17 protein-coding genes are annotated in these 17434 nt (G+C 43.4%); 4 read left to right on the top strand and 13 right to left on the bottom strand.

Going from position 1 to position 17434, the window contains the following annotated elements; all coding sequences use genetic code 11:
* Positions 1-19: 19 nt before the first annotated feature.
* Positions 20-1513: an ArnT family glycosyltransferase gene (locus EMP01_RS11175; protein ID WP_129021605.1), complete on the top strand. Its 1494-nt coding sequence runs from the start codon at positions 20-22 to the stop codon at positions 1511-1513.
* 39 nt (positions 1514-1552) lie between these two features.
* Here EMP01_RS11175 and EMP01_RS11170 read toward each other — a convergent pair whose 3' ends face one another.
* Both EMP01_RS11170 and thrS read right to left on the bottom strand, forming a co-directional pair.
* Positions 1553-2998: a T9SS type A sorting domain-containing protein gene (locus tag EMP01_RS11170; RefSeq protein ID WP_129021603.1), complete on the bottom strand. Its 1446-nt coding sequence runs from the start codon at positions 2996-2998 to the stop codon at positions 1553-1555.
* A 253-nt stretch (positions 2999-3251) separates the two neighbouring features.
* A complete protein-coding gene (thrS, locus tag EMP01_RS11165; protein ID WP_129021601.1) occupies positions 3252-5186 on the bottom strand; it encodes a threonine--tRNA ligase in 1935 nt (644 codons plus the stop codon).
* A 141-nt stretch (positions 5187-5327) separates the two neighbouring features.
* Between thrS and EMP01_RS11160 the strand changes: the two genes are divergently transcribed.
* A complete protein-coding gene (locus EMP01_RS11160; RefSeq protein WP_129021600.1) occupies positions 5328-6419 on the top strand; it encodes a YihY/virulence factor BrkB family protein in 1092 nt (363 codons plus the stop codon).
* A gap of 53 nt (positions 6420-6472) precedes the next feature.
* On the opposite strand, the gene EMP01_RS11155 is transcribed toward EMP01_RS11160, so the two are convergent.
* The 7 genes from EMP01_RS11155 to EMP01_RS11125 form a co-directional block, all read right to left on the bottom strand.
* A complete protein-coding gene (locus EMP01_RS11155) occupies positions 6473-7399 on the bottom strand; it encodes a phosphoribosylaminoimidazolesuccinocarboxamide synthase (RefSeq protein WP_129021599.1) in 927 nt (308 codons plus the stop codon).
* Positions 7400-7533: 134 nt separating this feature from the next.
* Complete coding sequence (locus tag EMP01_RS11150) at positions 7534-9189, bottom strand: T9SS type A sorting domain-containing protein (RefSeq protein WP_129021598.1); 1656 nt, start codon at positions 9187-9189, stop codon at positions 7534-7536.
* 175 nt (positions 9190-9364) lie between these two features.
* The gene (locus EMP01_RS11145) at positions 9365-9772 is read right to left on the bottom strand and encodes an energy transducer TonB (RefSeq protein WP_129021597.1); all 408 of its coding nucleotides are present in this window, start codon (positions 9770-9772) and stop codon (positions 9365-9367) included.
* A gap of 1 nt (position 9773) precedes the next feature.
* Entirely contained in the window at positions 9774-10178 is a 405-nt protein-coding gene (locus EMP01_RS11140) for an energy transducer TonB (protein WP_161971321.1), read from the bottom strand.
* Between the two features lie 63 nt (positions 10179-10241).
* On the bottom strand, positions 10242-10961 hold the full coding sequence (locus EMP01_RS11135; protein WP_129021595.1) for an energy transducer TonB: 720 nt from the start codon (positions 10959-10961) through the stop codon (positions 10242-10244).
* A gap of 69 nt (positions 10962-11030) precedes the next feature.
* Entirely contained in the window at positions 11031-11762 is a 732-nt protein-coding gene (locus tag EMP01_RS11130; RefSeq protein ID WP_129021594.1) for an energy transducer TonB, read from the bottom strand.
* A gap of 9 nt (positions 11763-11771) precedes the next feature.
* Positions 11772-12530 carry an energy transducer TonB gene (locus EMP01_RS11125; RefSeq protein WP_129021593.1) on the bottom strand — a complete coding sequence of 253 codons (759 nt, stop codon included), beginning with the start codon at positions 12528-12530 and terminating at the stop codon, positions 11772-11774.
* A 113-nt stretch (positions 12531-12643) separates the two neighbouring features.
* On the opposite strand from EMP01_RS11125, the gene EMP01_RS11120 reads away from it, so the two are divergent.
* Positions 12644-13615 carry a sterol desaturase family protein gene (locus tag EMP01_RS11120; protein ID WP_129021592.1) on the top strand — a complete coding sequence of 324 codons (972 nt, stop codon included), beginning with the start codon at positions 12644-12646 and terminating at the stop codon, positions 13613-13615.
* 49 nt (positions 13616-13664) lie between these two features.
* Here EMP01_RS11120 and EMP01_RS11115 read toward each other — a convergent pair whose 3' ends face one another.
* Positions 13665-14243, bottom strand: coding sequence for a Crp/Fnr family transcriptional regulator (locus EMP01_RS11115; RefSeq protein WP_129021590.1), 579 nt, complete (start codon positions 14241-14243; stop codon positions 13665-13667).
* Between the two features lie 130 nt (positions 14244-14373).
* On the opposite strand from EMP01_RS11115, the gene EMP01_RS11110 reads away from it, so the two are divergent.
* Positions 14374-14964 carry a YceI family protein gene (locus EMP01_RS11110; protein ID WP_129021589.1) on the top strand — a complete coding sequence of 197 codons (591 nt, stop codon included), beginning with the start codon at positions 14374-14376 and terminating at the stop codon, positions 14962-14964.
* A gap of 58 nt (positions 14965-15022) precedes the next feature.
* Here EMP01_RS11110 and EMP01_RS11105 read toward each other — a convergent pair whose 3' ends face one another.
* The 3 genes from EMP01_RS11105 to EMP01_RS11095 form a co-directional block, all read right to left on the bottom strand.
* Positions 15023-15526 (bottom strand): hypothetical protein, encoded by a 504-nt coding sequence (locus tag EMP01_RS11105; RefSeq protein ID WP_129021588.1) that lies wholly within the window; start codon positions 15524-15526, stop codon positions 15023-15025.
* A 132-nt stretch (positions 15527-15658) separates the two neighbouring features.
* Entirely contained in the window at positions 15659-16165 is a 507-nt protein-coding gene (locus tag EMP01_RS11100) for a hypothetical protein (RefSeq protein ID WP_129021586.1), read from the bottom strand.
* A 43-nt stretch (positions 16166-16208) separates the two neighbouring features.
* Complete coding sequence (locus EMP01_RS11095; protein ID WP_129021585.1) at positions 16209-17393, bottom strand: glycosyltransferase; 1185 nt, start codon at positions 17391-17393, stop codon at positions 16209-16211.
* Positions 17394-17434: the final 41 nt, after the last annotated feature.

The following is a 17434-nucleotide window of genomic DNA, read 5'->3' as shown; positions in this document are numbered from 1 at the left end:
CTATCGAAATCCTTAGTCTATGAATCCCGGATTTGCGCATTTTCAGCCACAAGGTAAATTATATCGCTGGCTTGTATTATTACTGGCTATTATGGTGGGTATTCCCTTATTTGCCTGCCTGGATGCAGTGACGATCCGTAAGTGGGACGAAGGCAGGCTGGTGGCCAATGCCCTGGAAATGTACGCGAACCGCAACTTCTGGGTCACGTACTGTTTCGGAGTACCGGATATGTGGAATACCAAACCACCATTACTCATATGGATACAGGTATTGAGCCTCCAGACTTTTGGTCTGAATGAATGGGCTGTAAGGCTTCCTTCTGCAGTTGCCTCTATGCTCACCTGCATATTGATATTCCGATTTGTGGAGCGTCAGGGGAAATCCTTTTTATGGGCTGCACTTACGGTCCTGATATTGGTGACCACAAGAGGTTATGCCGGTATGCATGTGGCCCGTACAGCAGACTATGACGCTTTACTGGTGCTCTGGACCACCATTGCCGGAATCAGTTTATGGAAGTACTGCGAGCATAATTCGCCCCGGCACCTGTATATTACCTTTATCAGTATGGGGCTGGCAGTACTGACCAAGAGTGCAGCGGGACTTATGTTTGGTCCCTGTATGCTCTTATATATTGTATTCAGAAGACAGTTGCCTGCACTGTTTAAAAGCAAGCATTTTTATATTGGTATTATCCTGTTTCTGCTGATAGCTGTACCGTTTTACCTGATACGGGAACATTATAATCCCGGCTACATCAAAGCGGTTAATGAGAACGAGTGGGGCGGGCGCTACCTGGTAGCGAATGAGGATAATGGACAGCCCTGGTACTATTACCTAAAACATGTTGTGGAGCGTATGTTTGTGCCCTGGTTTGTATTTGTACCCATAGGCTTGTGGTTTATGCGTAAGATGCCCGCCACTGCTGCGTCAAGGGTACTGCAATACAGTGCTTTAATGGGAATAGGATTTTTTATAGTAGCCTCTATCGCTAAAACCAAACTGTTCTGGTACATAGCGCCGGCATATCCTTACCTGTCGGTATTATGTGCTTATGGCATTCTGAAGCTAATGCAGGCGTTATATCATCCGGTCATAAAGCCTGTCTTCCGTAAAGCAGGTTTTGTGCTTGTTGCATTACTTTTCCTGATTACTTATGTAACGATACTGGTCGATAATGGCTGGAGGAAAGAAGATGCCGCTTTTCTGAATATTTATAATACCAGTAATTATGTACGGGATCGGTTCTTGCAACAGGATACGCTAAAGCAGATCGTACTACATGATGAGAAGTGCTATCCACAGATGATTCTTTATATGCGCATGGCGGAAAGAAAGGGATATAAGGTGTGGGATAGCCGTGATAAAAAGATTGCACCCGGAGATTATGTACTTACAGAAGATCCGGAAATGGAAAAAGAGCTACACCAGCAATATGTATTGCAGAAAGTAAGGGAAGAACTTGGCGCGAGGGTATGGTTGTGTAAAGCAGTAAGTATTAAACCTGAATAATAAATAACAAAGCCTCCGGAATTCCGGAGGCTTTGTTATTTATTTCTTGATCACTTTTCTACTGGTGTACTGTGTGTCGGATTGTAATTGCAGTATATAGGTTCCTGCCGGTAATGATTCTGTATTGATGGTGTATCCTTGCTGTAGAGCATTGGCTTTAAAATCAGCACTCCATACTGTTTGTCCCAATACATTAAGCAACTTGGCTTTCAGTGGATCGTGGCTTGCAGAAAGAGATAAAGAAAGAGACTGCTGTACCGGGTTAGGATAAGTGTTCAACCCTTCTATTGCGCTGAGATTCCGCAGAGAGGAGGGGTCTGCAGGTGCTAAGATAAATTTACCCACCTTGGTTATCTGGCCTGAAAAGACCTGTGTGTACTCAGGAAACAGAATTGTGTCAGATGAGCTTGCCGAAAGCTGATCATAGCAACCCTGATTGTTCACGGAATACATTTTTATACCACTTTGATTGGGATTAAACCCTGATAATACATCTTCCGCTATAGGTCTTCTGTTGAAGGCCAGCATGATCTGCGCTGGTGTGGTAAGAGTGGTAGCCAGGGTATCGGCCAGTGCAAAGACATCATATACATTCTGTACTGCCTCGTTATTATCAAAGGTATTATTGGTGCAAGTTTCGGGTAGGCCTCTGCTACAGGAAATGATCCAGGGATAATCTCCCTGAAAGTACTGCAGCGCTATGGAATTGAACGATTTGGCACTTGGACTTAGCGGTATTTGTACTGTACCTTGCAGTCCATTGTCATTAACAACATCGTAAATGAGAATGGTGCCGTACGGGTCAATGCCTGCCTTGATATTGCGGGAGGTAATAATATGTGGTTGTGTAAACGGACCGTTCGACCAGTTGAGCATCGAGTATGTTACCTGAGGACACACGATCAGGAGGCTGTTGGTATCGATGATGAGATTACCTTTAGCCGGACTGCCAAAAGGCACCGGGGACTTTGAAAACAGGATTTCTGTATAGATATTTAGGTTTGATTGGGCCAGGTTGAGGTTGTCACAATCAATATTAATTTTGCCGGCTTCTAAGTATATGTTATTTATTGTAACGGCCTGATCGCTGGTGAAATTAATTTTTGTAGACAGGGCATACTGTCCGCTGGCTGATTCCACCGAGCTGATATAGCCATATTCACTGCCTGCAGGCTTATTTAAGGAGGTTCCGTGGATGTTCAATATACCATTGCCTTCCAGGTTAAGCTCGCCGATCAGTAACATGTTTTTACAATGAACGGAATCTTGTCCGCCAATACTCGGAATATGGACTACACCTGAATCAATAATAACATCAGTCGTAGCATCAGGAATCGCATTGGCTGCGTTAGACCAGGTCCAGTTAGCGGCATTGTTCCAGTTGCTGTTCTGTGAGCCGTTCCAGGTGGCGGTTTGAGCAAAAAGTGCAGGTGCAGCAGCCAGTGTAGCACCTAAGAGGGTTAAGCATTTAGAGATGCGATTCATATCTATGGGTTTGATGTATTCATATAACGCACTTTTTGGTGATATAATATTAACGGATTGTATATTTTAAAAAAAAACTGATTATCCGCTTAAATGAAACAAAGTCTATATTGATTGCTACCTTTTGCATGAAGGCAAAAGGTACCGCCGAAAAATCAAGGACGAATAAATTAGTTACCTGCATCCGGATAGTCAGTTAAAAAAATAAAGCGCCTTCCCTAAGGAAGGCGCTTTATTTTTGATTATTCTTTGTTTATCCGATCTTTTCTTCTACTTCTTTCTGGATCAGTGTAGCAAACTCTTCAACGGACTGGCTACCCAGATCGCCTACAGATTGCTTACGTACGCCAATGGTCTGGCTTTCCATTTCTTTCTCCCCAACGATCAGCATGTACGGTATTTTATCCAGTTCTGTATCGCGGATCTTACGGCCGATTTTCTCCTGGCGGTCGTCGATCTCCACACGGATGTCTTTCTTCTGCAGGTCCTTTTTGATCTGCTCTGCATACTCCATGAATTTATCAGAGATCGGCAGGATTTTTACTTGAGTCGGTACTAACCATAATGGCAGTTTACCGCCACAGTGCTCCAGCAATACTGCTACGAAACGCTCCATACTACCAAATGGTGCACGGTGGATCATAACCGGACGCTTACGGCTGTTATCGCTGTCTACATATTCCAGTTCGAAACGCTCAGGCAGGTTGTAGTCTACCTGGATGGTGCCTAACTGCCAGCTGCGGCCGATTGCATCTTTTACCATAAAGTCCAGTTTAGGACCATAGAATGCGGCTTCGCCGTACTCTTCAATAGTGTTCAGACCTTTTTCTGCTGCGGCTTCACGGATTGCATTTTCAGCAATATCCCAGTTCGCTTCTTCACCAATATACTTAGCTCTGTTCACCTTATCTCTCAGAGATACCTGTGCGGTATAGTCAGAGAAGCCCAGTGAATTGAATACATATAATACCAGATCAATTACTTTTTTGAACTCATCTTTTACCTGGTCCGGACGGCAGAATAAATGCGCATCATCCTGAGTAAAGCCACGTACACGGGTCAGACCATGTAACTCACCAGCCTGCTCGTAGCGGTATACTGTACCGAATTCTGCAAAACGTACCGGAAGGTCTTTATAAGACTTAGGTGATGTTTTATAGATCTCACAGTGGTGCGGACAGTTCATAGGTTTCAGTAAAAACTCCTCACCTTCGTGTGGGGTTTTGATAGACTGGAAACTATCTGCTCCGTATTTTTCATAGTGACCGGAAGTCTTGTACAGGTTAATGTTCCCGATATGAGGGGTGATCACCGGCAGGTAACCGCTTTCGATCTGTGCTTTCTGCAGGAACTGCTGTAAGCGCTCACGCAGCATAGCACCCTTAGGTAACCACAATGGCAAACCGGCACCTACTTTTTCACTGAAGGCAAATAATTCCAGTTCCTTACCCAGCTTACGGTGGTCACGCTTACGGGCTTCTTCCATAAGGGTAGTATATTCTTCCAGTTCTTTATTGGAAGGGAAGGTAACCCCGTAAATACGGGTCAGCATTTTATTTTTCTCATCGCCGCGCCAGTAAGCCCCAGCGATATTAGTCAGTTTTACTGCTTTAATGAATCCGGTGTTCGGGATGTGTGGTCCGCGACACAGATCGGTAAAGCTACCTTGTGTATAGAAAGTGATGTTACCATCTTCCAGACCATCGATCAGTTCCAGTTTGTATGGATCCTGTTTTTCGGTGAAGTAAGTAATCGCATCTGCTTTTGAAACTTCTTTACGGCTGTAACGGTTTTTCTCACCGGCCAGCTCTTTCATTTTCTTCTCGATCTTTTGCAGGTCTTCATCAGAGATTTTCTGATCGCCCAGATCAATATCGTAATAGAAACCTCTTTCGATCGGCGGACCGATGGCGAATTTGGTATCAGGGTAGAAAGATTGTAATGCCTCTGCCAGCAAGTGAGCAGAAGAGTGCCAGAATGTAGATTTACCACCTGCATCGTCCCAGGTCAGGAATTTGATTGCACCATCCGTCGTAATCGGTCCAAAAGCATCTATTGTTTTACCATCAAGCTCTACGGCTAATACTTTACGCATCAGCCCTTCACTAATTGTCTTGGCTACGTCCAGGCCCGATATGCCGCTTTCATAACTGCGCACTACACCATCGGGAAAAGTCAGGTTAATCATCGTTCTGTTTTTTATGGGTAGCAAAGTTAATTGATTCTGCGTAAGAATAAAAAAATGTATTGGCTTGTTGAATTTAACGTTTGTATTGACTGCAAAAGATTCGAAATCACTATTTTAGCGATAAGACAAACACGAGATTTTATGGAATATAACCGAAAGATAATAACGTTTAAAGGGATATGGACCGTATTGAAAAATGCTTTTACCGGTTTTGGTGATGATAAGGTGACCAAGCTGAGTGGCTCTCTGGCCTATGCTACTATGTTTTCCCTGGCTCCCTTTTTTGTAGTGCTTCTGGCCATTTTAACTTTTGTATTGGGTAATGATGCTGTAGAAGGGCATCTCTTTGGCTACCTGCAAAACTATATGGGTGCCGATGCAGCAAGCCAGATACAGAGTTTGGTGAGCAGTGCATCTCTTTCCGGGAAGTCTACTATGGCTGCGGTAATCGGAGGCGCAACTTTATTGTTTGGTGCGACGACTGTATTTGCCGAAATCCAGGATTCTATCAACATCATCTGGGGCATTAAACCCAAACCTAAAAAGGGTTGGATCAAAGTTATCCTGAACCGGCTGTTGTCTTTTTCCCTGATTATTAGCATCGGTTTCCTGATGATCGTATCCCTGGGTGTGAATACACTGGTTGATGCTTTAAGCGACCGGCTGATGAACATTTATCCAGATGTGGGCGTGGTATTCTTCTATATCCTGAATGTGCTATTGACCTTCATAATTATTACCGTATTATTTGCGGTCATTTTTAAAATATTGCCCGATGCGCGTATTAAGCTGAAAGATGTTATGTCCGGTGCAGTAGCAACTGCCGTGTTGTTCCTGATTGGCCGCTTCCTGATTTCTTTCTATATCAGCAAAAGTAATTACAGTAGTACTTACGGACCTGCAGCAGCGATCATTATCCTGATGGCCTGGGTATATTACTCTTCTCTGATTCTTTATTTCGGAGCAGAATTTACCAAAGCCTGGGCAGTGTATTATGGTAATAATATTTACCCTAACCAGTATGCGGTAACGACAAAGATTATTGAGGTACAGATGGAAAATGCACCTATAGAAGCGCTGAATAAAACAGAGATGCCTGAAGAGCATCTGAAGAATACCAATGCGGATCTTAGTGCATTAGCCAGTAAGAATACAGAGGAGTTAAAGGCCGAAATTGAGGAGTGTAAGAAGAGGGCCGATTGTGACCCTGATGACATTATATCAAAATCCTAAGATACTAAGAAAGGCTGCCATAAGGCAGCCTTTCTTAGTATCTTAGGATTTACCTATGCTGGTAAAGTGCTGATAATTTCATTGATTTTAGCAACAGTTTCTGCTTCAGTCAGTATTTGCTTCTCGAATGCATTGCCCGTCAGCTTTTCATATAACTCAATATAACGGTCAGATATTTCCTGTACTTTATCATCGGTCATTTCCGGCACTTGTTGTCCGTCTTTACCCTGAAATCCGTTTTCCATCAGCCATTCTCTTACAAATTCTTTGGACAGCTGTCGTTGTGGTTGACCTTCATCCTGTAACGTATCGTAGGTGTCTGCATAAAAATAACGGGAAGAATCCGGGGTATGGATCTCATCAATCAGGTAAATGGTATCACCGATCTTACCGAACTCATACTTGGTATCTACCAGGATCAGGCCTTGTTCTTTTGCCAGTTCGCGGCCTCTTTCAAAAAGAGCTTTGGTAATGCGCTCCAGCTCTGCATAATCTGCTTCTGAAACGATACCTCTGCTAATGATCTCTTCTTTTGAAATATCTTCATCATGCCCTTCATGAGCCTTGGTAGACGGGGTAATGATGGGTGCCGGGAAAAAATCATTTTCTTTTAATCCTTCCGGAAGGGTAACACCACATAAGGTGCGGTCACCGCTTTTATACGTTCTCCATGCATGACCTGCGAGGTTGCCACGGATAACCATTTCTACTGCAAACGGAGTACATTTTTTACCAATAGTTACATTTGGTAAAGAACGGCTGTCAATAACCCAGTTTGGTACGATATCTTTAGTTGCTTCAAGATTAGCTGCAGCAATCTGGTTCAGCACCTGTCCTTTGAATGGGATAGGGCGGGGCAGTACTACGTCAAATGCAGAAATACGATCACTCACTACCATAGCCAGGTATTGATCCGCTATAGTATATACGTCTCTTACTTTTCCTTTATAAAAATGCGTCTGATTATTTAATGCAAACATAAATGTGTTTTGAGAGGGCAAAGGTACTATTAATCATACAATTTGTATAGCGTATTTTTAGGATATAGCCACTTATGAAAAAGGGGCCCGGACACTAATACCGGAACCCCCTTAATTTGAAGTATGAAGCGTCTTTATTGTTTAGAGAATGCTTTTATGCCGGTACCTTTTGTGGTAACGATTTTCAGGAAGTACTGTCCGGCAGCAAGATTGCTTACCTCAATACCGGCCTGGTTGGTATAGCTTGGTTGTGAATACACCACTTTACCGCTCAGGTCAGTAATAGTAATTGTTGCGGCATCATTATCCGAACGGGAAACCTGTAACATATTGCTGCATGGGTTAGGGTATAAGCTGTACTGAATAGTATTATTCAGGTCGCGCGTTGATACCGAATTGCCCAGGTTATATTTTGCATTGAATGGCGTAGACATACCCGGAGAAGTAACGGAGAAACTACCGATGTTCAGATTGGTTTTATAGCCACCACCAATCACGTAATAGGATTTGTTGGGCGCTAACAACAGGTCCTGTGCAATGGTCGTAAAGCCGGTATTGCCTATTGAAGTTGCAGCAGTTGCCGAACCATTGCTACTGTTGATGCGCAGGATCATACCTTTTCGGGCGATGTCAGATGGCAGGCTTATAGAGCCGGCATTGAAAGTGCCCAGGTAATCCCCGGCACAGATCAGGTTGCTGTTAGAATCAACAGCGATACTGTTGATAGCATTGTCCACCGCAACGGAGAAATTTACGGTCCACAGTTTAGTGCCATTAGCTGCGTCGTATTTAGATATAAAGGGTGTTTGTAACATGTTCAATGGAGTGCCCGCTGCATCCTGGTAGGAACCGCCTATCCATACGTTGCTGGCATCGCAGACAATTGCATTGGCATTATTACCTTTCTCCCCGGTTGTTACATAATTGGCTGGTCCTCCTTCTTCTTTACCCCACAGCGCAGTGCCGTTGGCCGCGTCAAACTTGAACAGGAAGATGCGCTCACCGCCTGGGGTATAGCCAGGATTGTTTACGGTATGACTACCGAATCCTATGGTATTCTGAAATTTACCGGTAGCATAAATGTTCGAACCGTCGGTTACGATGCGTGTGAAGAAGACCATAGCAGAATTATTGCTGGTTTGTAACCATTGCGATACACCATTTGAATTTACCCGCATAATGAATGCGTTATTAGCAAAAGTTGAAGGGAAATTTGCGCCAAGAAAACTACAGGAACCGGTGTAATCACCAGCGATCACTATATCACTGCCGATATTGGCTATGCTGCGCGCATTGGTGTATAGTTGAGGAGACTCAGCTGTTTTAGCCCAGATCAGAGTTCCGTTGCTGTTGTATTTAGCCAGGAACATTTTGTTGGTGGAACCGCTGCTCGGTTGCGTGAAATTAACGCTGTAGTTGCTGCTCAGGTGCAGTACAGAGCCAGAACAGGTACCGAATACATACACATTGGCCTGGTCATCCGTTTTCACCACAGCGGTATACATACCCTGATCGGCCCATATGCTTTGGGCAAACTGGTATACACCGCTGGCATTTTGTTTCGTTAAGAAAAGGCTCATATAATTTCCCGGACTATTGAGGGTAGTGCTACCAAATGTTGCGTCCTGGTAGAGGTTACCTACGGTATAAATATTACCGTTGTTATCCATGTCCATTTTTTTGAAATTACTGTTGCCGTTTACAGTTGGAGACTGTAACCATTGCCAGGATTGGGCATTGGTCTGCAGGCAACTGCCCGCAGCGAGGAGAATGCATAAAAGTCGTTTCATGATAATAAGGTTGATGTTATTATGAAAGACCTTTAATTTTTCCTTAAGGTTGGAATTTTTTTATACACATCTGATATTGAGTTTATTATAATTCAGATTGCGCTTATGTGTGTACAGAAAGGGGATGGCTGCAATGCTGCAGCCATCCCCTTTCTGTAATTTTTGAAATGAATATTTATTCCAGCATAAAGATAACCGGCACCGTATAATAGCAGGGTGCAGGCTGGTCGCCTTTCTTGGCGGCCTTCCATTTACCTGGGATGGACTGTACCACGCGCAAAGCTTCTTCCGGAAGTCCATATCCGAGTTCTTTGCCTTTGACAACAGAGAAGCTATGCATTGTACCGGCGCTATCTACAATGAATGAGATATACACTTTGCCCTGTATGTCTTCTTTTACGGCCTGTTCAGGATATCTAAGATTTGCTTTAATATATTGTTTGAGGTCAACCGGAGGTATAGCTATATCATCACCACAATTAAACACTGTTTTCTGCTGGCGGGCTGCCACAGCAAATGGCCCTGCTGCAGCTATAGACAACAGTCCCAATGTCGCTGCCAGTATATATTTCCGGGCAGGCATATTATTTAAGTTTGAACGCTAATGGTATTGTGAAATATACATTTACAGCCTGGCCGTTTTGTTTACCCGGTTTCCATTTAGGTAAACTCATAATCACTCTTTTTGCTTCTTCTGGCAGACCATGGCCCAGTTCTTTACCCTTAACCACTTCTGCATCACTGATCGATCCGTCATTATTGATAACAAAGGTGACATACAGCCGCCCTTCAATACCTGCTTTCTTCGCTTCAGCAGGGTATCGCATGTTTTCGTTGATATAGGCCATGAGATCATAAGCCGGTTCCGGGTTTTGTTCTACAGTACGGAAGATGTCTCTTTTAGGTTCTGTCTGTTGAGGAGCAGCTTCCTGAGCGAATGCACCAGTAGCCAATACAGAACACAGCAAAGCAGGGATTAATTTTTTCATGATCATATTTTTGAAAGGTAAATATATCAAATTTTACGTTTCGTTATTGCAATTGAATATTTACTATCGGAGTCTGAAGACAATAGGAACAGTGAAATAACAACTAACTGGTTGGCCATTTTGCATGGCCGGACTCCAATTAGGCATTTCTGTTACTAATCTAAGAGCTTCTATCTCCAGTTCTGTTTTTTTATCATTTATCAGCTCTCGTCTTGCAAGCCTTACATCCGTAATCGAGCCGTCCCTCCTAACTATAAACCGAACATAAACATTTCCTTGTAAATAGTTATTTCTTGAATAGTTAGGGTATCGAAGATTGTTTGATAAATATTTGTACCAGTCATAGGGTGCTCTTGGGAGTACCTCTGTATAAGGGTAAACGGTATCTTTTCTTTGATCAGCCTCCAGTTTAAAATTAACCGGCATGGTAAAGTAAACCCTTACCAGCACGCCCTTTTGTGTGCCTGGTGCCCATTTCGGCATTTCACGTACCAACCGTTCTGCTTCTGCAGGCAAGCCTCCGCCCAGTTCTGCTCCTCGGGTGGCTTTTACATTGGAGATACTGCTGTCCGTTTCTACAATAAACTGAACATATACCTTGCCTTGTATACCGCTGTCGATTGCGGCCTGCGGGTATTGTACGTGGTTACTAAGATATGTACCCATATTATAGGGTGCTTTGGGCATATTATCGACTACTTTGTAGACTTCTTTATTGTTTTGTGCTGGAGCTGTTTGTGCAAGCGTAAATAGGCACAAACAGCATTGAATGAATTGTTTCAAAAGATTTTTGTTTAGGGATAGTAGCTAACAAGGGTATAAATATTATTCTGTAATTCTAAATAGTCATTGCTATTCTAATCTGAAGTTGATAGGCACAGTAAAGTAGCAGTCTACAGGTACTCCGTTAAGCTTCCCGGGTATCCATGGCGGCATGCTTTTTACCACTCTTACCGCTTCTGCTGCAAACTGGGTATAATTAGCCGGTAAATCAGCCGGATTAGCAATGGAAACATCTGCAATAGATCCATCCTTTTTTACGACAAATCTGACATAGACTTTACCCTGTATACCCATATCCTTAGACCTTTCTGGGTATTTTAGATTTTTTCTGATGTACACATTCCAGTCGTATGTTTTGGAGGGGAGATCATCTACTTTTTCATATATAACTGTATCGGGCTTTGTCTTAGGTTCCGGAGCCTCCAATTTAAAATTAACCGGCATGGTAAAGTAAACCCTTACCGGTACACCTTTTTGTGTGCCTGGTGCCCATTTCGGCATTTCACGTACCAACCGTTCTGCCTCTGCAGGCAAGCCTCCACCCAGCTCTGCACCACGGGTAGCTTTTACATTGGAGATACTGCTGTCCGTTTCTACAATAAACTGAACATATACCTTGCCTTGTATACCGCTGTCGATTGCGGCCTGCGGGTATTGTACGTGGTTACTCAGGTATGTACCCATATTATAGGGTGCTTTGGGCATATTATCGACTACTTTGTAGACTTCTTTATTGTTTTGTGCTGGAGCTGTTTGTGCAAGCGTAAATAGGCACAAACAGCATTGAATGAATTGTTTCAAAACAAGTATTTATTTTCTGGGTAATGTAAAAGTAACGGGAATTAAGGTGTAGCACTTTACTGGTGCTTGCCGGATTTTGGCGGGCAGCCAAGAAGGCATACTGCGTACCAGTCTTAATGCCTCCTCTTCAAGTATTTTCATTTTCGGATTGGCTTCTTCTTTATGGAAAATTACTGGTTGCTCCAGAATCCCTTTTTCATTTATCGTGCATATTACATACACCACACCTTCAAGGTTGTCTTTAATTGCAGCGCCAGGATATTGCATATTCTTTTGCAGATATGCAGCGATATTGAACATGGGTATTGGTTTGGAGTGTACTTTATCAGGCATGTATACAGTACTCTCCTTGGTTTGCAGCATGAAATTAAGAGGGACGGTAAAATAGCAACGAACTGTTACGCCATCCTGCATGCCTGGTTCCCATTTGGGCATAGATTGTACAACCCTTATGGCTTCTTCTGGTATACCACCACCGATTTCGCCCCCCTGGGTGGCTACCACATTAGTTATACTGCCATCTCTTTCTACAACAAATGATATATATACTTTTCCCTGTATGCCATCCTCCCGGGCTACTTTTGGGTAGCGAAGATTTTTAGCTAAATATCGACTCCAGTCATATGGTGCTTTAGGCATCACATCGGGTGTACTTCTTATCGTATCTGCTCCTGCTGTAGTGTGGCTCTGTGCATACACACTGGTAAAGCATATGAAAGCAAGTACAGTAGTGATTACAGATTTGAAATTGAGGGATGTTAATCTCATTGTTTTGTATGCGTATCGTTAAACTCCGCCAAAAAATCGCAGAATTGCGCAAAGTTAGCTAATTTGCAGCGTTTTTAGAGTGCAGCAGTGCCCGCGCTAATCCTTCTGAGATTATGATAACTAATTTAAGAGAACAGGTATTACTATTATCACAAATACCGCTATATGCGATCGTGATCGGTGCAGAACTAATTCTGTCTAACGTCCGTAAGCAGAAGTTCTATACAGTAAGGGAGACCATTCAGAGTGCTTACCTTTCTTTCCTTTGTTTCCTGATCGATGCTGCTTTCCGCCTTGTTGCCCTATGGGCGTACAACTGGTGTTTCCAGCATGCCTTTTTCGGATTCGAACACAAGGGCTGGATGTATTGGGTTAGTCTTATACTCCTGCAGGACTTTATGTTCTACTGGTTGCATCGCAACGACCATTTTATACGATTCTTCTGGGCTACACATGTGACCCATCACAGTGCCGAGCATTATAATATTTCCGTAGGTTTCCGTTCTTCTGTATTCGAACCATTGTATCGCTTTGTGTATTTCCTGCCCATCGCCTTTCTGGGTTATGAGCCATTAGATATCTTATTTATTTTCTCTGCAACACAGATCTGGGGCACCTTGGTACATACCAAAGCAATTGGCAAACTGGGGCCGCTGGAATATATTTTTGTAACACCTTCACACCACCGTGTGCACCATGCCTCTAATGCCAAGTACCTGGATCGCAATATGGGTATGTTCCTGATTATCTGGGATCGCATGTTTGGTACTTTCCAGAAAGAGCTGACCACAGAAGAGTATGAACCCATCCGTTACGGACTGACGGAGAACCTGGTGAAACCAAATGCAGTAACAATCGTGTTTCATGAATTTATACAGATGTATAAAGATGTTACCCAACCGGGTCTGAGCTGGAAAGAGCGCTGGGGTTATCTCTTCGACAAACCAGGCTATAGCCATGACGGCAGCCGCATGAACAGTGATAAATATCGTATATACGAAGAAGAGCAACTGAAGCAGAAAGCAATGCAGGAGCAGGAGATCATTAGTGAAGCACATATCAATGAAGAAGTTGCTGTATCCTGATACCAATAACATATTTAAAAGCGACCGGATAATTCCGGTCGCTTTTGTTTTATACTTGTGCCAGTTGTTTCCTAATGCGGCTCAGGCTCTCCGGGGTTATACCCAGGTAAGACGCTATATGGATTAATGGTACGCGCAGGCCAATGGCCGGATTGCGTTCGATCAGTTGCCGGTATCGCTCTATTGCGGGTACATGTAGTGAGGCATTTAATCTCTGTTGCGTATGGATGTAGGCATTCTGAAACAGGATGCGGAAATAGCGTTCCAGCTGCGGATATTCAGTATATAGCTGCTCTAAATCATGTCCGTTTACTGCCAGTATTTCGGTATCTTCCAGTGCTTCTATATACTGTCGTGCCGGTTCAGATTTCAGAAAGGCATACAGGTCGCCGATCCAGTGTTGCTCCAGGGCCAGCTGGTTTACCTGTTCGATACCGGCATCACTCAGATAATAGGCGCGTACAGTTCCTTTCAGGATAAAAGCAATGGTAGTTGTGGTCATACCTTCCCGGAGGAACAAGGTTTTCTTTTTGATCGTCCTGGGATGAAAGTGCCGGAGGATATGCAGGAAATCCTCTTCCGATAAAGAAATATGTTGCAGAAAGCTTTGATAGAGTAACCGGGACATGCAGCAAATTACAGCATAATCATTTGGAATAGAAATAAAAAAGGTCTAAAAACTTATCATACATCAAGTTTTTACCCGCTCAGACGTCCGTACTTTGCACTATTCAAAAAAACAAAAAAAGAAAAATAATATGAAAAAAGGATTTCAATTACTGGCCGCTGCCCTTATGATGGCAGGTACTACTTTCGCACAGGTTAAATGGTCTGCTGATCCGGCACATACCAATGCCCGCTTTTCTGTAGAGCACTTAGGTATCAGCTTCGTTGATGGTGAATTTACTAAAGTAAATGGTGCTGTAGATGCAAAAACAGATAAAGATTTTAATGGTGCAGCAATTAACTTTTCTATTGATGTAAACAGCATCGATACCCGTATCGAAGCCCGTGATGGCCACCTGAAATCACCTGATTTCTTTGATGCTGCCAAATATGGTACCATGTCTCTGAAATCGGTTTCGTTTACAAAAGTAAAAGGTAACCAGTATAAGCTGGTGGCTGATCTGACAATCAAAGATGTAACGAAGAGAGTAACTTTTGATGTGCTGCAGAACGGTGGTATCATCACCGATCCATGGGGTAAAACCAGAGCTGGATTTACAGCAAAAGCAAAGATAAATCGTCAGGATTTTCACCTGTCGTACAATGATAAATTACCAAGCGGTATCTCAGCTGTAGGTAATACCGTTGAAATCGTAATCAATACAGAGCTGGTGAAGGGTTAATCTATCTTTATTGATGATGAAAATGAAAGGGGTAACGTAATGTTACCCCTTTTGTATTTTACCTGGATTTTAATAATTGTTTTACCCTGTTTGTTGCATCCGATTCTGTAGATGCAGCCTCTTTCAGTTGTGGTGCAGTGGTATTCTTCAGTCCTTCTTTGCCGATTATGATGTAGAAAGTCTGTCCCGACAAGAGGTACCTGCTAGAGATAAAACTATTTTCAGAAGGGTTTACAGAGATCATAATCTGGTTGCTGTTCAGTGCCACCACAGTTCTCACCTTGTACTTTTTCAGGGCCTCCTGCGATGGGTCTTCCATACGTTTGTCGAAAGTATTTAAGCCTTCCGGCCAGGCTTCTTCGCGCCCGTACTTAATCATTTCAGCGGCTTTGGAAACGCCGAATTGCTGTTCCAGCTGTGCTTTGTAATCTTTCAGGTTAAAGGTAGAATACAGCTTTCCCGGATCTGAAATCTGTGTAACGACTGATTGCTGCGCATTGCCCGGAATATGTAGGCAGAGCAGGAGCAATAATGTGCTTAAAAAAGTAATAAATTGTTTCATATGTTTTTAGGATTGATATTAGTACTAAAGTATATATTAAAATCAGCTTTTCCTAGCGATCATCATAAAATAATATGCAGGTAGCGGCAGGGTGTAAATAGCAGAAAGAGCAACCCTGGGTTGCTCTTTCTGCTATTTTGCTTTCTGTGTTTTGGCACTTTTAGCCGGAGTGGCGCCGGCAGGCTTTGCTTTTGCCAGTGGTGGGGCAACCGGATTTTTGATGCCGTCCTTACCCACTAACATATAAAACGGCTCGCCGGATGATAAATAGTATGCATCATCCAGACCAGGATTGTCTGCAGGACTCACGGATACAAGGCAATAATTGCTATTGATCATGGCAACTGTTCTTACCTTGAATTTCTTTATGGTATTCTGTGCACGATCTTCCAGGCGCTCTTCAATGGTATTAATAGCTTCCGGCCATCCTTTCTGGGTTACCCGGCTCAGGATTATTGCGGCTTTCTCAGTACCAAATTGCTGCTCCAGTTGTGGTTTGTATGATTCCAGGTCTGCACTGGGAAATACTCTTCCAGGATTTGATATCTGCGTCAGTACTGATTTCTGCTGTGCAGCAGCGGTCAAAGACAGGCCCAGGCACAGCATACCTGTGGCCATAATGCTGATGTATTTATTCATTTGTTCAGGGGTTTACAATAAACCGCTAAACTATGCTTTTTGCCTAATTTTTTCTACTAATCTGTGTGAAATAATCTTCAAGTTTTTTACTCACCACATCCCAGTCAAACTGAGTATCAATAACGCTTTTGCCCGCTCTGCCTACTTTTTCACGATAGGAACGGTCTTTCAGCAGCTGATCGCAGGCCTCTATAAATGCAGTTGTATCAGTTGCGAGGATGACCCCTTCTCCGGAGTCAATGTTCAATCCCTGGAAGCCCACATTCATACTCACTACCGGTACGGCCATAGCCATAGCCTCCAGCACCTTATTCTGCGTACCGGCTCCGAAGCGCAGCGGGGCAGTTACGATAGCTGCAGTTTTGTATACCTCTTTCAGATCTTTCACAAAGCCGGTCACGCTGATGTGCTCGCTTTCCAGTGCTTTTACGGCATCGACCGGCCTTTGTCCGGCGATGATGAAACGCAGTCCCGGATGGCGTTCCTGCAGGGTAGGGAAGATGTCTTTTGCAAAGTACTGTACGGCATCTACATTCGGAGCATAATCCATGTTGCCGGTAAAGAGTACAATCTTATCCTGGGTATAATCATGCGCCTCATTGTAGAATGTAGAAGTATCTACGCCATTGGGCAGGATGTGTACATTACTTATATGCTGCTCATTGATCAGCCAGGACTGGTCTTCACGGGAACAAACCAGTGTCAGCTCAAAGCGGTTCAGCACCGGTTCGTAGCGGCGCACACGGTTATATTCTATGCGGTTAAAAATTTTCTTAATACCAGAAGTGGCTTCTATCCTGCGTTTCCAGTACAGAGAGTAGGCATCAGGCAGGTCCAGTATACGGGGTACATTCGGATACGCTGCAAAGTACTGTGCCATTCTCAGGTGCTGTACATGTATAGCATCAAACTGGTGCTGTTGCAAGAGTTCAGCTATTTTACCGTGCATGGCTGCCGATTCGAAATAGGCAACCTGGAATGGTGTATTGCCCGCAATTGCCTTCAGTACATTACCATAGCTTTTCGCTTTTGGAAGGCGTACCAGTTGCACCGTTTTAAATATTTTTTCCAGTTCCGGAAGGTATTGCAGATCGCTTTCATCTTCCAGGAACGTAAGCAGGTGTATCTCATGCTGCCGGCCGATTCTTTTGGCCAGGTTATATATTTTCAGCTTATCACCCCGGTAAGGAGGGTAGGGAAAACGGTTCGCAGCAAATAATAATTTCATGTTCAATTACAATAAAAAAGCCATTATACAATAATGGCTTT

The sequence above is a fragment of the Edaphocola flava genome (assembly GCF_004118155.1).
GTDB classification, from domain to species: Bacteria; Bacteroidota; Bacteroidia; order Chitinophagales; family Chitinophagaceae; genus Edaphocola; species Edaphocola flava.
This window is presented reverse-complemented; position numbering and strand designations above follow the sequence as displayed.